General features: G+C 68.0%; 14 protein-coding genes and 2 pseudogenes. 8 read left to right on the forward strand and 8 right to left on the reverse strand.

All coding sequences use genetic code 11. The features are described 5' to 3' along the window. Nucleotides 1-346 (reverse strand): annotated as a pseudogene (locus QCD75_RS20225) (long-chain fatty acid--CoA ligase); the annotation flags it as partial. A gap of 58 nt (nucleotides 347-404) precedes the next feature. On the opposite strand from QCD75_RS20225, the gene ypfJ reads away from it, so the two are divergent. Continuing rightward, on the forward strand, nucleotides 405-1,292 hold the full coding sequence (gene ypfJ / locus QCD75_RS20230) for a KPN_02809 family neutral zinc metallopeptidase (protein ID WP_301231264.1): 888 nt from the start codon (nucleotides 405-407) through the stop codon (nucleotides 1,290-1,292). 148 nt (nucleotides 1,293-1,440) lie between these two features. On the opposite strand, the gene QCD75_RS20235 is transcribed toward ypfJ, so the two are convergent. From QCD75_RS20235 to QCD75_RS20260, 6 genes are all read right to left on the reverse strand, one after another. After that, entirely contained in the window at nucleotides 1,441-1,773 is a 333-nt protein-coding gene (locus tag QCD75_RS20235) for a metal-sulfur cluster assembly factor (RefSeq protein ID WP_301231265.1), read from the reverse strand. Nucleotides 1,774-1,786: 13 nt separating this feature from the next. Continuing rightward, a complete protein-coding gene (sufC, locus tag QCD75_RS20240) occupies nucleotides 1,787-2,584 on the reverse strand; it encodes a Fe-S cluster assembly ATPase SufC (protein ID WP_160665959.1) in 798 nt (265 codons plus the stop codon). Nucleotides 2,585-2,697: 113 nt separating this feature from the next. After that, complete coding sequence (locus QCD75_RS20245) at nucleotides 2,698-3,057, reverse strand: non-heme iron oxygenase ferredoxin subunit (RefSeq protein ID WP_223917407.1); 360 nt, start codon at nucleotides 3,055-3,057, stop codon at nucleotides 2,698-2,700. 31 nt (nucleotides 3,058-3,088) lie between these two features. Next, nucleotides 3,089-4,372, reverse strand: a complete 1,284-nt coding sequence (gene sufD / locus QCD75_RS20250) for a Fe-S cluster assembly protein SufD (RefSeq protein ID WP_301231267.1) — start codon at nucleotides 4,370-4,372, stop codon at nucleotides 3,089-3,091. Next, on the reverse strand, nucleotides 4,372-5,835 hold the full coding sequence (gene sufB, locus QCD75_RS20255) for a Fe-S cluster assembly protein SufB (RefSeq protein WP_301231268.1): 1,464 nt from the start codon (nucleotides 5,833-5,835) through the stop codon (nucleotides 4,372-4,374). Before sufB ends, sufD begins: the two co-directional genes overlap by 1 nt. Next, nucleotides 5,835-6,698, reverse strand: a complete 864-nt coding sequence (locus QCD75_RS20260; protein ID WP_441005527.1) for a helix-turn-helix transcriptional regulator — start codon at nucleotides 6,696-6,698, stop codon at nucleotides 5,835-5,837. Before QCD75_RS20260 ends, sufB begins: the two co-directional genes overlap by 1 nt. Nucleotides 6,699-6,856: 158 nt before the next feature. Between QCD75_RS20260 and QCD75_RS20265 the strand changes: the two genes are divergently transcribed. The 3 genes from QCD75_RS20265 to QCD75_RS20275 are packed head-to-tail and all read left to right on the forward strand — an operon-like array spanning nucleotide 6,857 to nucleotide 9,583. Further along, nucleotides 6,857-7,825 carry an ABC transporter ATP-binding protein gene (locus tag QCD75_RS20265; RefSeq protein WP_301231271.1) on the forward strand — a complete coding sequence of 323 codons (969 nt, stop codon included), beginning with the start codon at nucleotides 6,857-6,859 and terminating at the stop codon, nucleotides 7,823-7,825. Next, a complete protein-coding gene (locus QCD75_RS20270) occupies nucleotides 7,822-8,631 on the forward strand; it encodes an ABC transporter permease (protein WP_301231272.1) in 810 nt (269 codons plus the stop codon). The genes QCD75_RS20265 and QCD75_RS20270 overlap by 4 nt, the downstream gene beginning before the upstream one ends. A 7-nt stretch (nucleotides 8,632-8,638) precedes the next feature. Next, nucleotides 8,639-9,583: a COX15/CtaA family protein gene (locus QCD75_RS20275; protein ID WP_301231274.1), complete on the forward strand. Its 945-nt coding sequence runs from the start codon at nucleotides 8,639-8,641 to the stop codon at nucleotides 9,581-9,583. A 295-nt stretch (nucleotides 9,584-9,878) separates the two neighbouring features. Here the strand turns inward: QCD75_RS20275 and QCD75_RS20280 are convergent, their stop codons facing one another. Then, on the reverse strand, nucleotides 9,879-10,841 hold the full coding sequence (locus tag QCD75_RS20280) for a heme o synthase (protein WP_301231275.1): 963 nt from the start codon (nucleotides 10,839-10,841) through the stop codon (nucleotides 9,879-9,881). 532 nt (nucleotides 10,842-11,373) lie between these two features. Between QCD75_RS20280 and tkt the strand changes: the two genes are divergently transcribed. From tkt to QCD75_RS20300, 4 genes and pseudogenes are all read left to right on the forward strand, one after another. Then, the gene (gene tkt, locus QCD75_RS20285; protein ID WP_301231276.1) at nucleotides 11,374-13,485 is read left to right on the forward strand and encodes a transketolase; all 2,112 of its coding nucleotides are present in this window, start codon (nucleotides 11,374-11,376) and stop codon (nucleotides 13,483-13,485) included. Nucleotides 13,486-13,556: 71 nt separating this feature from the next. Then, the gene (gene tal, locus QCD75_RS20290) at nucleotides 13,557-14,672 is read left to right on the forward strand and encodes a transaldolase (protein WP_301231277.1); all 1,116 of its coding nucleotides are present in this window, start codon (nucleotides 13,557-13,559) and stop codon (nucleotides 14,670-14,672) included. 5 nt (nucleotides 14,673-14,677) lie between these two features. Next, entirely contained in the window at nucleotides 14,678-16,312 is a 1,635-nt protein-coding gene (locus QCD75_RS20295; RefSeq protein WP_301231278.1) for a glucose-6-phosphate isomerase, read from the forward strand. 15 nt (nucleotides 16,313-16,327) lie between these two features. Beyond that, nucleotides 16,328-16,601, forward strand: a pseudogene (locus tag QCD75_RS20300) (glucose-6-phosphate dehydrogenase); the annotation flags it as partial.

The following is a 16,601-nucleotide window of genomic DNA, read 5'->3' on the forward strand; positions in this document are numbered from 1 at the left end:
GTTCCCGCCCGCCCCCGGGGCCGTGCCGGGGGCTGGCCCCGGGCACGGCCTCTGCCGCGGCCGGGACGGTGTCCCGGATCCTGGACCTGATCGCGTCCTGCAGCTGCTGCGGCCAGGACGGGTCCAGCACGGCGCACTGCCGGACCCCGGCGACGGCGGCGGCGAACGAGACGGCGAAGTGCAGCGAATTCTCCTCGGACAGCACGCTCACGGCGGGCGTCCCGGGCAGCTGCCGGGCGGCCGCGTCCCGCAGTTCTTCCCAGCTCAGGCGTTGCCCGGCCACGACGACGGCGGTCCCGTCGGGGCGCTCATCGGCCCAACGCTGGAGTCTGTCGAGAAAAGGCATCAGATCAACTTTACCGGCCCTGGGCGGCCGGGACGCGGGTACGCGATATTGTGACAGCATGAGTTTCAATGACAACGTCCAACTGGACCCTTCCCAGGTCCAGGACCGGCGCGGCATGGGCCGCGGGGTCAAAGTCGGGGGCGGGATCGGCGGCGGCATCATCCTGCTTATCGCGGCCCTGCTCGGCATCAATCCGGGCCTCCTCGAAGGCCTGGGCGGCACCACGCAGGATCCCGGGTCGCAGAGCCAGGGCACTGACCCGGCCTGCGTCAGCGGAGCCGACGCGGACGCCCGGCTGGACTGCCGGATCGTCGGCACGGTCAACAGCCTGAACGCGTTCTGGCCGGCCTACCTCGCCCAGTACAACAAGCAGTACCCGCAGCCGAAAACGGTGATCTTCACGGGCGGCACCAACACCGGCTGCGGCGCCGCGACGTCTGAAGTGGGGCCGTTCTACTGCCCCACGGACACCACCGCGTACTTCGACCCCGGCTTCTTCCAGGAACTCGTGGACCGTTTCGGCTCCTCCGGCGGACCTCTCGCTCAGGAGTACGTGGTCGCCCACGAGTTCGGCCACCACGTCCAGAACCTCCTCGGAAACCTGGACCGGGCCCAGCAGGATCCCCAGGGACCCGAATCAGGGGGCGTCCGTGTGGAGCTCCAGGCTGACTGCTACGCCGGGCTCTGGGTCCGTTACGCCACCACGCAGAAGGATCCCAAGACCGGGTTGCCGTTCCTTGATCCGCTGAAGCAACAGGATCTGCAGGATGCCCTGTCCGCTGCCTCGGCGGTCGGCGATGACCGGATCCAGAAGGCCGCGACAGGCCGGGTCTCACCCGAGTCCTGGACGCACGGTTCCAGCGCGCAGCGGCAGAAGTGGTTCTACCAGGGCTACACGAGCGGCGACATCAACCAGTGCGACACCTTCGGCGTCGCCACCCCCTGACAGCCCCTCGGCTGTTCCGCAACAGCCGTTTGGCGGCCCGTAAGTGCAGAATGCGGAGCAGCGGATGCCACCCGGAACGACGACGGCGGGCCCACCTCCCAGAGGTGGGCCCGCCGTCGTCGTTTCGCGTCAGGGACGCAATGGGTAATCAGATGTTGAAGCCGAGCGCGCGCATCTGGTCGCGGCCGTCCTCGGTAATCCGTTCCGGGCCCCACGGCGGCATCCACACCCAGTTGAGGCGCCATTCGTCGACGACCCCGTCCAAGGCCTTGCCGACCTGCTCCTCGATCACATCAGTGAGCGGGCAGGCGGCGGTGGTGAGCGTCATGTCGATCAGCAGGGCGCCGTCGTCGTCTGAATATTTCAGCCCGTACAGCAGCCCCAGGTCAACGATGTTCACGCCCAGTTCCGGGTCGATCACATCCATGAGTGCCTCTTCGATATCCTCGAGGCTGGTACGGGCCACATTGAGTTCGGTCATGATGAAGTCCTAACTAGGCCTGTGCTGCAGCCGAAGCGGCAGCGATGGTGGCTGCCCCGGCGCCGGTGGCGTAGCGGTCGTAGCCTTCTTCTTCAAGGCGGTCCGCGAGCTCCGGGCCGCCTTCTTCGACAACCTGGCCATCCACGAACACGTGGACGAATTCCGGCTTGATGTAGCGCAGGATCCGGGTGTAGTGCGTGATGAGAAGGGTGCCCATGTTGCCCTCGGCGTGGGCGCGGTTGACGCCCTCGGAGACAACCTTGAGTGCGTCGACGTCGAGGCCGGAGTCGGTCTCGTCCAGGATGGCGAACTTCGGCTTGAAGAGCTCCAGCTGGAGGATCTCGACGCGCTTCTTCTCGCCGCCGGAGAAGCCCTCGTTGACGTTGCGCTGGGTGAAGTCGGCGTCGATGCGCAGCTGGGCCATGGCGGCCTTGACGTCCTTGGTCCAGGTCCGCAGCTTGGGTGCTTCGCCGTCGATGGCCGTCTTGGCGGTCCGCAGGAAGTTCGTCATGCTGACGCCGGGAACCTCGACGGGGTACTGCATGGCCAGGAAAAGGCCGGCGCGGGCACGCTCGTCGACGGTCATCGCGAGGACGTCCTCGCCGTCCAGGGTGATGGTGCCGGAGGTGACGTTGTAGCGGGGGTGCCCGGCGATGGTGGACGCCAGGGTGGACTTGCCGGAACCGTTCGGTCCCATGATGGCGTGCGTCTCGCCGGTCCTGATGGTCAGGCTGACGCCCTTCAGGATTTCCTTGGTGCCCTGCTCGGTGTCAATGCTGACGTGCAGGTCCTTGATCTCAAGAGTCGACATGTGTCTTGTTCTCCTCTGCACCGTGCCCTCCGGCACGGTGCGGTTTCTGGTCGATAAGTTTTCTAAGGCTGGCTGCTGGCTGCTGGCTGCTGGCGGCTGTGGTGCCCGGGCAGTCAGCTGAAGTTTGGAGCCTCGGCGCCGTTCAGGACGTTGGTGAAGTCCACGTAGACCTCGTCATCCAGGACGGTGACCGCAAAGACGGGAACAGGGTCATAGGCGGGCAGCTGCAGCGGCTCGCCGCTGCGCAGGTCGAACTGGGACCCGTGGCCCCAGCATTCGATCTTGCAGCCTTCCACTTCTCCTTCGGAGAGGGAGATGTCCGCGTGCGAGCAGGTGTCGCCGATGGCGTGGATTTCGCCCATCGAGTCCTTGACGATCGCGACGGGGTAGTCATCGATCAGGATCCGCAGCGCCTGCTTGAGTTGGATCTCGCTGGCGTTGCAGACCAGCTCGCCCTTTGGCTGTTCAGTCATTGGTGGTTTCCGTGTTCTCTGGTGCCGTGCACTAGTGGTTCGTTGCCGCGAGTTCGCGTTCGACGGCGGCCGTGAGGCGCTCTTCGATGGCCGGAACCTTGATCTGCTGGATGATCTCGTTCAGGAAGCCGCGGACCACCAGACGGCGGGCCACCTCTTCCGGAATGCCGCGGGCCATCAGGTAGAACAGGTGCTGGTCATCGAAGCGGCCGGTGGCGCTGGCGTGGCCGGCGCCGGCGATCAGGCCGGTCTCGATCTCCAGGTTCGGCACGGAGTCCGCGCGGGCGCCGTCGGTGAGTACCAGGTTGCGGTTGGCCTCGTAGGTGTCGGTGCCTTCTGCTTCCTTGCGGATCAGGACGTCGCCCACCCAGACGGTGTGTGCGTTGCGGCCCTGCAGGGCGCCCTTGTACAGGACGTTGGACTTGCAGTTGGCGACCGAGTGGTCCACGAAGAGGCGCTGCTCAAGGTGCTGGCCGGCGTCGGCGAAGTACAGCCCGAACAGTTCCACTTCGGCGCCCGGGCCGGTGAAGCGTGCCGACGGGGTGACGCGCACGAGGTCGCCGCCGAGGCTGACGACGATGTGCTTGAACTTGGCGTCGCGGCCCAGCCTGGCCTGCTGCGAGGAGGCGTGCACGGCGTCGTCGTTCCATTCCTGGAGCGAGATGACGGTCAGCTGCGCGCCGTCCTCCACGAGGATCTCGATGTTCTCCGCCACGACGGCAGTGCCCTGGTGGTCCAGGACCACAACGGACTTGGAGAACTTCTCCGCGATGATCACGACATGCTGTGCGGAGGCTCCGGTGCCCTGGCCCGTCAGCAGGACGCTGACCTCGCCGTCGACCTGGACCTCGGCCGGGACCGTGATGACGGTGGCCTCGGTGAAGTTCTCCCAGGCGTTCGCGGAGACGCGGTCCTCGGGGATGGCTGCCGAGCCGATCCGGCGGTCGTCACGGCCGACGGTCTCCACGGTGACGCTGTCCGGAGCGGTGACGCTCACGGTCGGGGCGGCGCCGTTGAGGACCTCGGTGTGCAGGCCGCGGAGACGCTTGAGCGGGGTGAACCGCCAGTCCTCCTCCATGCCGGTGAGCGGCTTGAAGTCCGCCAGCTTGTAGGACGTGAGGCGCCCGGCGCGTGAGCTGTCCGGAATGCCGACGCCGCCGCCGTGCGAGTGCCGCTTCACGGCCTCGCCGGCCAGCGGGGACTTCGACGCCGCGGCGTTGACCGGTGAAAGGCTTTCGCCTTCCTCCGTGAAGCCGTTGATGAACGGCTGGGAGGGCGCGCCGATGCGGGCCTTTTCAGTAGTGATGTCAGTCATTAACCGACCGATCCTTCCATCTGCAGTTCAATCAGTCGGTTCAGCTCGAGGGCGTATTCCATCGGCAGTTCACGGGCAATCGGCTCGATGAAGCCGCGGACGATCATCGCCATGGCCTCGTCTTCGCGCATGCCGCGGGACATCAGGTAGAACAGCTGCTCTTCGCTGACGCGCGAGACCGTGGCCTCGTGACCCATTGTGACGTCATCCTCGCGGATGTCGATGTACGGGTAGGTGTCCGAGCGGCTGATGGTGTCCACCAGGAGGGCGTCACAGCGGACCGTGTTGGCGGAGTGCTTGGCGCCTTCGCGGACCTGGACCAGGCCGCGGTAGGCGGCACGGCCGCCGCCGCGGGCCACGGACTTGGACACGATCGAGCTCTTGGTGTTCGGCGCGATGTGGACCATCTTGGAGCCGGTGTCCTGGTGCTGGCCTTCGCCCGCGAACGCGATGGACAGGGTCTCGCCCTTGGCGCCCTCGCCGACGAGGTAGACGGCCGGGTACTTCATGGTGACCTTGGAGCCGATGTTCCCGTCGATCCACTCCATCGTCGCGTTTTCTTCGCAGATGGCGCGCTTGGTGACCAAGTTGTACACGTTGGTGGACCAGTTCTGGATGGTCGTGTAGCGGACGCGGGCGCCCTTCTTCACGACGATTTCCACGACGGCCGAGTGCAGCGAGTCCGAGGTGTAGATCGGCGCGGTGCAGCCTTCGATGTAGTGGACGTAGGAGTCCTCGTCCGCGATGATCAGCGTGCGCTCGAACTGGCCCATGTTTTCCGTGTTGATGCGGAAGTAGGCCTGCAGCGGGATGTCGACGTGGACGCCCTTGGGCACGTATACGAAGGAGCCGCCGGACCACACGGCCGTGTTCAGCGACGCGAACTTGTTGTCGCCCACCGGGATGATGGTGCCGAAGTACTCCTGGAAGATCTCCGGGTGCTCGCGCAGCGCGGTGTCGGTGTCCAGGAAGATGACGCCCTGCTGTTCCAGGTCCTCGCGGATCTGGTGGTAGACAACCTCGGACTCGTACTGGGCCGCGACACCGGAGACGAGGCGGCTGCGCTCGGCTTCCGGGATGCCCAGCTTCTCGTACGTGTTCCGGATGTCCTCGGGGAGGTCTTCCCAGCTGTTGGCCTGCTTTTCGGTGGACCGCACGAAGTACTTGATGTTGTCGAAGTCGATGCCGGAGAGGTCAGCGCCCCAGGTCGGCATGGGCTTGCGGTCGAAGTACTTCAGGCCCTTGAGGCGCAGGTCCAGCATCCATTCCGGCTCGCTTTTCTTTGCCGAAATGTCGCGGACGACGTCCTCGTTGATGCCACGGCGGGCGTTGGCGCCGACGTCGTTCTTGTCGGACCAGCCGTACTCATAGGTTCCGATTCCGTGGAGCTCGGGATTCTTTTCCAGAATCTCCGAGATCACAGTGGATTCAGCAACCTTCTTCTCTGATAGTTGGTCCGTCATCACGGCCTTTCTTGCAGATGGTTGGATACTTCGTCCAGGTTGCCCGGGGTGGTCGCGGGGCCGTGAGGCCCCCTGGCCGCCGGACGGCCTGTAGGTATGTGGGTGGTGCAGACGTGGCCGCCGCGAGCCAGCGTGGAGAGCCGGCGGACGTCGACGCCGACGAGCCGGGAGAACACGTCCGTCTCGACGTCGCAGAACACCGGGAACTGCGCGGCGAGTTGCTGGATGGGGCAGTGTCCCTGGCAGAGCTGGACGCTGGAGAGCGCCGCCGGCAGGGGTGCCCTGGCCTCGATCGACGCCGTGGAGGCCACGAAGCCGTCCCGGCTCAGCGCCTCGGACAGCGCCTGCGCCCGGGCGGTGATCTCCGGGCCCGCGGCGTCAATTTCCGGCGCGTAGCGGCGTTCCATCTCACCGAAGCGTTCGACGGCGAACTGCCGCACGGCTTCGGGGCCGGCGATTTCACCGAGGCGCTGCAGGGCGAGGGTGGCGATGTCCAAGTAGTCGTTTCCGAGGCTGGACTGGCCCTGGGAGCTGAGGACATAGCGGCGGGCGGGACGCCCCGCCCCGGCGCCGGCACGGGCTGCGCGCTTAATCTCGATGACCCCGTTGCGGGAGAGCTGGTCCAGGTGGCGGCGGACGGCGGCCGGGGTGAAGCCCAGCAGATCGCCAAGTTCCGCGGCGCTGATGGGACCGTGTTCCAGCACCGCGTTCAACACGCGGTCCCGGGTGCGCTCCTCGGCGTCAACTGCCGGGAACGCGGCCGCGGCCCGGGCTGCAACGGATCCCGCCGGCCCGGACACAGCGTCAGCCGCGGCGCGTGAGCGACCGCGCCCCGCAAGGGCGACAGAACTGGTGGGTCTCATTGAATACACAACACAATGATGTCCTAATTTAGTCCCCCGATCCAGTAAGGCATGGCTATCCCCCGTCACGCGGCGGCCCGGGGCCGAAGGGGACAGCCCCCGGGCCGCCGTCGGCCGCCGGCCGGATCGGGGCGTACTACATCCCGTAGAATGCTGTGGTGCGATCTCCCGAATCCCCCGTCCTGTCCATCAGCGGGCTAGTCAAGGACGTTGGCCCACTGCCCACCCTCGACGGCAAGATGCTGCGGGTGGTCAGCGGGCTTTCCCTCGTCGCCGAACCCGGCCAGGTCACGGCCCTGCTCGGAGCCAACGGCGCCGGCAAGACCACCACCATCGAATGCGCCCAGGGACTGCAGAAACGCACCCACGGCAGCATCAGCCTGCTAGGAGAGGACCCGGACACCGCCGGGGCAGCACTGCGCGCCCGCGTCGGCGTGATGCTGCAGGATGGCGGCCTGCCGCCGTCGGCCCGGCCCATCCCCCTGCTCAAGCATATTGCCGGCATGTACGCGGACCCCTGGCCGGTGGGGGAACTCATTGAACGCCTCGGCATCGACAGCTTCAGCCGGACCTCCGTGCGGCGGCTCTCCGGCGGGCAGAAACAGCGGCTCGCGCTGGCGGCCGCGCTCGCGGGCAACCCCGAGGTGCTCTTCCTGGACGAGCCGAGCGCCGGACTGGACCCGCAGTCACGCCAGCTCGTGTTCGAACTCATCTCCGAACTCCGGAACCGCGGGATGGGGATCATCCTGACCACGCACCTGATGGATGACGCCCAGCGCCTCGCCGACTACGTGTACATCATCGACGCCGGCCGCAATGTCGCCGAAGGGACGGTCGCGCAGCTCCTGCAGCACCCCCTGCCGCCGGACGCCGGGGAACAGCACATCCGGACCCTCCTGTTCGAGACCGAACCCGGCCTGGATTTCACCGGGGTGCTGCCCGACGGCGTCGACGTCACCGAAGCCCGGGCGGGCAGCTACGCCGCCACCGGCGCACTGACCGCCGCTGACCTCGCGGCGATCACCGCCTGGTGGGCCGCCCGGGGAATCATGCCCCGCTCGCTGAGCCTTGAGGCCCGCAGCCTTGAGGACGTCTTCCTTGACATCTCCGGAAGGGAGATCCGATGACCCGCCACACTGCCGCCGTCGGGAACGCGCTGCCCGGCAGCGGCCGGCAGGGCCGCCCCCTCGGCAGCGCACCGGCTCCGCTGCTGCGGCGCATCGTGCTGCAGGGCAAGTACGAGACCATCACAATGCTCCGGAACGGCGAACAGCTGATCCTCGCGATTGTGCTGCCGCTGCTGGCCATGGTGGGCCTGACGGTGATGCCCCTGCTGGACGGGTTCGGTGCCAGCCGGATCAATGTCGCCGTGCCGGGCATCCTGGCGCTGTGTGCCATGTCCACCGCGTTCACCGGCCAAGGCATCTCCACCGGCTTTGACCGCCGCTACGGCGTCCTGCGCTTCCTGTCCACCACCCCCCTGGGCCGCACCGGGCTGATCGCCGGAAAGATCCTCGCGGTCCTCGCCGTGCTGGCCCTGCAGGTGCTGGTGGTCACGGCCGTTGCCCTGATCCTGGGCTGGCAGCCGGACCCGCTGGGCTGGGCCCCGGGGCTGGCCCTGCTGGTCCTCGGCGCCGCGGCCTTCACCGCACTCGGCCTGCTCGTCGCGGGCACCGTCCGGCCGGAAGCGACCCTCGCGATCACCAACCTGCTGTGGATCCTGCTGGGCGCCCTCGGCGGGATCGTGATCCCGGCCGAACGGCTGCCCGCCCTGCTGCAGGCCATCGTGCACTTGCTCCCCTCCGGCGCCCTGGGGCAAGCCCTGAGGGAAGCCTTCCTGGCCGGCAGCGTCAGCCCCGGCCCGGTCCTTGTCCTGCTGCTCTGGACGGCCATCGCCGGCGGCGCAGCAACCCGTTGGTTCAAATGGAATTGAGAAAACTGTGAGCACGGACTCCCGCCCTCCCCGGACCGTTTCCCGGAACGTCGCCTGGCTGCCCGTCACCGTCAACAAGACGGTGCAGCGGCTGGCGGTCCTGTCCCTGATCGGACAGACCATCCTGATCGTCACCGGCGGCGCCGTCCGCCTCACCGCCTCCGGCCTGGGCTGCCCCACCTGGCCGCGCTGCACGGATTCGTCCCTGGTGAACACCCCGGAAATGGGGATCCACGGCATCATCGAATTCGGCAACCGCCTGCTGACCTTCGCGCTGGCCGCCGTCGCCGTCGCGATGCTGGTGTACCTGTGGAACCTCCGCAAGGAGCGCCGCGACCTCTTCCTGCTGGCCCTGGGCCTGCTCGCCAGCATCCCGGCGCAGGCCGTCATCGGGGGCATTACCGTGCTGACCCAGCTGAACCCCTGGGTGGTGGGCCTGCACTTCCTGGTCTCGATGGCCCTTGTGGTCCTGGCCACCCTGCTGGTCAACCGCGCCTACGGCCGGACAGGGAAATTCCGGGTGGCTGAACTTGCCCCCCTGCCGGGCATCGCCGGCCCGCTGATGAGCGCCGTGGCGCTGTTCTCCGCCGTGGCCGTCTGCCTGGGTGTCGTCGTCACGGGCGCCGGCCCCCACGCGGGCGACGCCGATGCCCCGCGCAACGACCTGGACTGGGACCTGTTCGCGCACATCCACGCGGTCCCGGCGTACCTGGTGGCGGCCGGGGCGCTGCTCGCCGTGTACCTCGTGATCCGCGGCCGGATTGCGGGGCCGTTCCGCACCGCCGTCCTGATGCTCCTGGGCGTTACGGTGCTGCAGGCCGTCATTGGCTTCACGCAGTACTACAACGGCATCCCGGCGCTCCTGGTCGCGGCGCACATGCTGGCGGCGGCACTGCTGATGAGCGCTGCCACGAACGCCGCCGACCTGGCCCGCAGCAGCCCGGTCGAGTAGCCCTCCCCACACAAACCAACGCGGGGTCACTTACCGCCCATCCTGAAGCTCTGGATGGGCCGTATGTGACCCCGCGTTGCTGTGAGGGGGCGTTGCTCGCAGTGTGCTGATGCCACGAACGCCACCGACCTGGCCTGCAGCAGCCCGGTCAAGTAGCCCCCCGAAACAAGCAACGCGTCGAGTAGCCCTCCCCACACAAACAAACGCGGGGTCACTTACCGCCCATCCTGAAGCTCTGGATGGGCCGTATGTGACCCCGCGTTGCTGTGTTGCTGGAGGTGGGAAGGGGTGGTGCCTAACCGGCCATGATGGCGGAGCCGACAAACGGGTCGATGGCCAGGGCGATGAAGAGCATGGTCAGGTAGCTGATCGAGCCGTGGAAGACCTTCATGGCGACCTTGTTGGACACGTCGCCGGCCTGCGCCCGGCTGTACAGCGCATGCGATTCGTAGAGGAACCACGCACCGGCGAGCACCGCGGTCACGGTGTAGACCCAGCCGGCGCCGCCGGCCGGCACCAGCAGCAGCGAGCAGGCCACCATGGCCCACGCGTACAGGACCACCTGGACCGAGACCACCTTGGCCCCGGCGATCGCGCCGAGCATCGGCACATTGGCGTTGCGGTAGTCCTCGCCGTAGCGCATGGACAGCGGCCAGTAGTGCGGCGGGGTCCACAGGAAGATGATCATAAAGAGCACAACGGCGGGCCACTGAACCGTGTTGGTCACCGCGGCCCAGGCGATCAGCACCGGGAAGCAGCCGGCCGCCCCGCCCCAGACGATGTTCTGCGCCGTGCGGCGCTTGAGGATCATGGTGTAGATGACCACGTAGAAGACAATCGCGCCGACGCCCAGCCACGCCGCGAGCGGGTTGGCCCCGAACCACAGGATCGCGATCGCTGCCGCGCCGAGGAGCCAGGAGAAGACCAGCGCCTCGCGCGGCGTGACCTCGCCCGTGACCAGGGGCCGGTTCTCGGTGCGGTGCATAAGCTTGTCGATGTCGCGGTCAATGTAGCAGTTGAAGGAGCCCGCGCTGCCGGCGGCAAAGGCGCCGCCCACGAGCGTGGCCAGGATCAGGCCGATCGAGGGGAAGCCGCGTTGCGCATAGATCATGGTCGGCAGGGTGCTGACCAGCAGGAGTTCGATGACGCGGGGTTTCGTGAGCGCCAGATAGGCCTTGGCTTTACGGGCAAAGCCGATGCTTCCGCGGGTGGGGAAAGCGTTCAGCGGCGTATCTGTTGTGCTCACGGTGGCAGTCACTCTGTTCTGTCTGGCTGTTCAGTCCGGCTGGTTCCGCAACGCGGGGTGCATCTCGGAGGGGTCCGCGCGCAGCGCACAGGCGTGTCCCCGCCCCCGTTGGTAGCCACGACCCATCATACCGCGCAGGCACAGGCGCACCGGCCCGGCAGATATGGCCGCCGGATGGGACCGCCGGGCGCCCATGATTCGAACAGGTTAACGCGGCTTCACCGCGGCCGCGGGCGCCGGTGATTCATATAAGCGACAAAACCGGTCCATTTGGTGAGATATACCGCACCCGGGCGGTGGAATGGGGCTAAGCTGTCTGCAGATCAGCGCGCACGGGCCACGGCCAAAACGGCCGTCCGGTTGTCTGCGGTATCTGCCTGCAGTGACTGCAGACGTGCATTTGCACACGCGACTGAATGCTAGATCAACGTTTCGATGGTGAACGGCTGGTACGTACCGCAGCGGGCACCGAACTGTGCCCCGGACGGGACTGACCATACCACCCGCCGTCAGCACAGAGAGGGGCCCGGTTTTCGTGCCACATTTGGAAGAGCAAGAACTGTCATGGACCAGTTTGGACCAGCGCGCCGTGGACACGGTCCGTGTGCTGGCCGCCGATGCTGTGGAGAAGGTCGGTAACGGCCACCCCGGCACGGCGATGAGCCTGGCTCCGGCCGCTTACCTTCTCTTCCAGAAGCTGATGCGGCACGACCCGAAGAACCCCGACTGGCTGGGACGGGACCGGTTCGTCCTTTCCCCCGGCCACACCTCCCTGACGCTGTACATCCAGCTGTTCCTCTCCGGCTACGGCCTGGAACTGAAGGACCTTCAGGCGCTGCGGACCTGGGGTTCGCTGACCCCGGGTCACCCGGAGTACAAGCACACCGCCGGCGTGGAAATCACCACCGGCCCGCTGGGCCAGGGCCTGGCCTCCGCCGTCGGCTTCGCGTACTCCCAGCGCCGGATGCGCGGGCTGTTCGACGCCGCCGCGGGCGCCAGCCCGTTCGACCACACCATCTGGGTCATTGCCTCCGACGGAGACCTGCAGGAAGGCGTGACGTCCGAGGCGTCCTCGCTCGCCGGGCACCAGGAGCTCGGCAACCTTGTGGTGATCTACGACGAGAACCACATCTCGATCGAGGACGACACCGACATCGCCTTCACCGAGGACGTACTGGCCCGCTACGAGGCCTACGGCTGGCACACCCAGCGCGTGGACTGGACCCGTACCGGGGAATACAAGGAGGACGTGGCCGAACTGCACGCAGCCCTGGTGGCCGCCCGGGCCGAGACGGGCAAGCCGTCCATCATCTCGCTGCGCACCATCATCGGCTACCCGGCCCCCAAGAAGCAGAATACCGGCAAGATCCACGGCTCCGCCCTGGGCGCCGAGGAAGTCGCGGCCCTGAAGAAGGTCCTCGGATTCGACCCCGAGCGTTCCTTCCAGGTCGACGACGACGTCCTGGCCCACGCCCGGGAAGCCGTGGACCGCGGCGCGGCCGCCCGCAGCGCCTGGCAGGAGACCTTCGAAGCCTGGCAGTCGTCAAACCCCGAGGGTGCGGCCCTGCTGGAGCGCATCGAGGCCCGCAAGCTCCCGGCCGAACTCGACGCCGCCCTGCCGGTGTTCGAAGCCGGCAAGGACGTCTCGACCCGCGCCGCGTCCGGCAAGGTCCTGAACGCGATCGGCCCGGTCATGCCGGAGCTCTGGGGCGGTTCCGCCGACCTCGCCGAGTCCAACAACACCACGATCGAGGGCTCTCCCTCCTTCATCCCGGTATCCCGCTCCACGGACGCCTGGAAGGGCAACCCGTACGGCCGAGTGCTGCACTTCGGCATCCGCGAGCACGCCGCAGCGTCGATCGTCAACGGCATTTCCCTGCACGGCCGCACCCGCGCGTTCTCCGGCACCTTCCTGATCTTCAGCGACTACCAGCGCCCGGCGATCCGGCTCGGCGCCCTCATGGGGGTCCCGTCGCTGTACGTCTGGACGCACGACTCGATCGGCCTCGGCGAAGACGGCCCGACCCACCAGCCGGTGGAGCAGCTCGCCGCCCTCCGCGCCATCCCGGGCCTGGACGTGGTCCGACCGGGCGACGCGAACGAGGTCGCGGCCGCCTGGAAGGTCATGCTCGAAAACCACGCCAACCCCGCCGGTATCGTGCTGACCCGCCAGAATATCCCCACCTACGCCCGCGGAACGTCCGACGCCGAAGCCGACACCTTCGGTTCCACCGCCGGCGTCGCCAAGGGCGGGTACGTCCTGGCCGAAGCCTCCCGGGACGGCAGGACCGCCGCGGCGCAGGTCATCCTGATCGGCACCGGCTCGGAGGTCCAGCTGGCCGTGCAGGCCCGCGAGGCCCTCCAGGCCGACGGCATCCCCACCCGCGTCGTCTCCATGCCGTGCGTGGAGTGGTTCAACAAGCAGGACCCCGCCTACCGCGAAGCGGTGCTCCCGGCGGCCGTGAAGGCACGGGTGTCCGTCGAAGCCGGACTAGCCCTGGGCTGGCGCGAATTCGTCGGCGACGCCGGCCGTTCCATCAGCCTCGAGCACTTCGGCGCCTCAGCGGATTACAAGCGCCTGTTCCAGGAATTTGGCATCACCGCGGAGGCAGTCGCCGCCGCGGCCAAGGAATCCCTCGCAGGCCTCCCGGCCTGACCCCCACCCCACGCTTAACCGGGCCGCCGCCCCAGAATCGCGGCGGCGGCCCCAGACTTCAGGAGTCACACATGACCACCCCCACGCAACAGCTCTCCGACGCCGGCGTCTCCATCTGGCTCGATGACCTCTCCCGCGGCCGCCTCGACACCGGCACCCTGCGCAAGCTGATCGAGGAGAAGAACGTCGTCGGTGTCACCACCAACCCGTCCATCTTCCACGCAGCCATCACCACCGGGCACGACTACGACGCCATCATCGCCGCCAAGGCCGCCGCCGGCGCCAGCGTCGAGGAGACCGTCTTCGCGATCACCACCACCGACGTCGCCGACGCCTGCGACCTCTTCGCCCCGGTGGCAGCAGCCACCAAGGGAGTCGACGGCCGCGTCTCGATCGAGGTTGACCCCCGCCTGGCCTGGGACACCGCCGGCACCATCACCGAGGCCAAGGAACTCTATGCCCAGGTCAACAAGGACAACGTCCTGATCAAGATCCCCGCCACCCTCGAGGGCCTGGAAGCCATCACCGCCACCCTCGCGGCCGGCATCAGCGTCAACGTCACGCTGATCTTCTCCCTCGAGCGCTACCGCGCCGTCATCAACGCCTTCCAGTCCGGCCTCGAGCAGGCCAGGGACAACGGCCACGACCTCTCCCGGATCCACTCGGTCGCGTCCTTCTTCGTCTCCCGCGTGGACTCCGAAATCGACAAGCGCCTCGACGTGATCGGCACCGACGAGGCCCGCGCCCTCAAGGGCAAAGCCGGCGTGGCGAACGCCCGCCTGGCCTACCAGGTCTATGAGGAACTCTTCTCCACCGAACGCTGGGCCGTCCTGGCCGACGCCGGCGCCCTCCCGCAGCGCCCGCTCTGGGCCTCCACCGGCGTCAAGGACCCGGCCTACCCGGACACCCTCTACGTCACCGAACTCGTCGCCCCCGGCGTCGTGAACACCATGCCGGAAAAGACCCTCGACGCCACGTTCGACCACGGCACCGTCACGGGCAACACGATCAGCCGCGGCTATGACGACGCCAACGCCACGCTGAACGCCCTCGATGCCCTCGGCATCTCCTACAACGAGGTCGTCGCCGTCCTCGAATCCGAAGGCCTCGACAAGTTCGTGGCCAGCTGGAAGGAACTCCTCGCCGACGTCGAGGTTGCCCTCTCCGCCGCACGGAAGGACGCCTAGTCCCCATGACCACTCTCAGCTACGACGCCACCGGCGCCGCCCGCCTGGCCCACGAACAGCACCTGCCCGCCCTGCTGGAAGACAAAGTCGCCACCCGGATCTTCGCCAAGGACGCCACCCTGTGGGGTCCCGACGCCGAGGCCGAGGCTTCCGTCCGGCTCGGCTGGGTCGAGGCGGCCACCGTCTCCCAGCCGCTGGTCGCGGACATCCTGGCACTCCGCGACGCGCTGCGCGCCGAGGGCGTCAGCCGGATTGTCCTCTGCGGCATGGGCGGCTCCTCGCTGGCACCCGAGGTCATCGCCGGAACCGCCGGCGTCGAGCTGACAGTACTGGACAGCACCGACCCGGAACAGGTCGCCGCCGCCGTCGCGGACCGGCTGGCCGAAACCGCCATCGTGGTGTCCTCAAAGTCCGGTTCCACCCTGGAGACCGATTCCCAGCGCCGGATTTTCGAGCACGCCTTCACCGAGGCCGGGCTCGACGCGAAAAGCCGGATCATCATCGTCACCGATCCGGGGTCCCCGCTGGACAAGGCCTCCCGCGAGGCCGGCTACCGCGCCGTGTTCAACGCCGACCCCCACGTCGGCGGACGCTACTCGGCGCTCACCGCGTTCGGGATGGTGCCCTGCGGCCTGGCCGGCGTTGACATCCAGACGTTCCTGGACGAAGCGGAGGAAGCCGCCGAGGTCCTCAACGAGGACGGCGAGGAGAACATCGGCCTCGCCCTCGGTGCGGCGCTGGGCGGCACCAGCCCGCTGCGCGACAAGATCGTCATCGCCGAGGACGGCTCCGGCATCAAGGGCTTTGCGGACTGGGCCGAACAGCTCATCGCCGAATCCACCGGGAAGCTCGGCACCGGCGTCCTGCCGGTCGTCGCCGGGCCCTCCTCCCCGGAGGCCACCCTCGGCGCCCCCGACGTCCTGGTGGTCCGCCTCGTCGCGGCGGACGCCGACGTCGAACTCGGCGAAAACGAGGTCGCAATCGCCGGCGGGCTGCCCACCCAGATGATGACGTGGGAGTTCGCCACCGCCGTGGCCGGCCGCCTGCTCGGCATCAACCCCTATGACCAGCCCGACGTCGAAGCCGCCAAGGTGGCCGCCCGCGGCCTGCTCGACGCGCAGCCGGAACCGACGCCGGCCGCGTTTACCGACGGCGCCATCGAGGTCCGCGGCGGTGACTGGCTGGCCGGTGCCACCACCGCGGCCGGGGCTGTCACAGCCCTGCTGGGCGAGCTGCGCCCGGACAGCTACCTGAGCGTTCAGGCCTACTTCGACCGGCTCGCCTACGCACCGTTCGAAGGTGTCCGGGACCAGTTGGCAGCGCTCAGCGGCCGCCCCGTGACCTTCGGCTGGGGTCCGCGCTTCCTGCACTCCACCGGCCAGTTCCACAAGGGCGGACCCGCGATCGGTGTCTTCCTGCAGGTGACGGCCGCGGCCGCCACCGACCTGGCCATCCCGGACCGTCCGTTCAGCTTCGGGGAACTGATCTCGGCCCAGGCCGCCGGCGACGCGCAGGTCCTCTCCGACCACGGACGCCCGGTCCTGCGCCTGCATCTCACGGACCGCGCAGCCGGCGTCCGGCAGCTGCAGGAGATCATCTCCAGGCTGGCCGGCCAGGCAGTCCCCTCCTCCGAAAGCTAAGGCACCCAAGCAACCATGCCAGAGAAATTCAACAGCGGCCGGTCGTCCGCGGGCCGGGGCCGTAATCCTTTGCGGGATCCGCGGGACCGGCGCCTGAACCGTATTGCGGGACCGTCGTCGCTGGTTCTGTTCGGGGTCACGGGGGACCTTGCCCGTAAGAAACTCATGCCGGCCGTGTACGACCTGGCCAATCGGGGGCTGCTGCCGCCGAGCTTTGCCCTGGTGGGCTTCGCGCGGCGGAATTGGGAGAACGAGGACTTCGCCGCCGAGGTGAAGGCCGCGGTCAAGG

Source organism: Arthrobacter sp. PsM3, assembly GCF_030433895.1.
Taxonomy (GTDB): domain Bacteria; phylum Actinomycetota; class Actinomycetes; order Actinomycetales; family Micrococcaceae; genus Arthrobacter.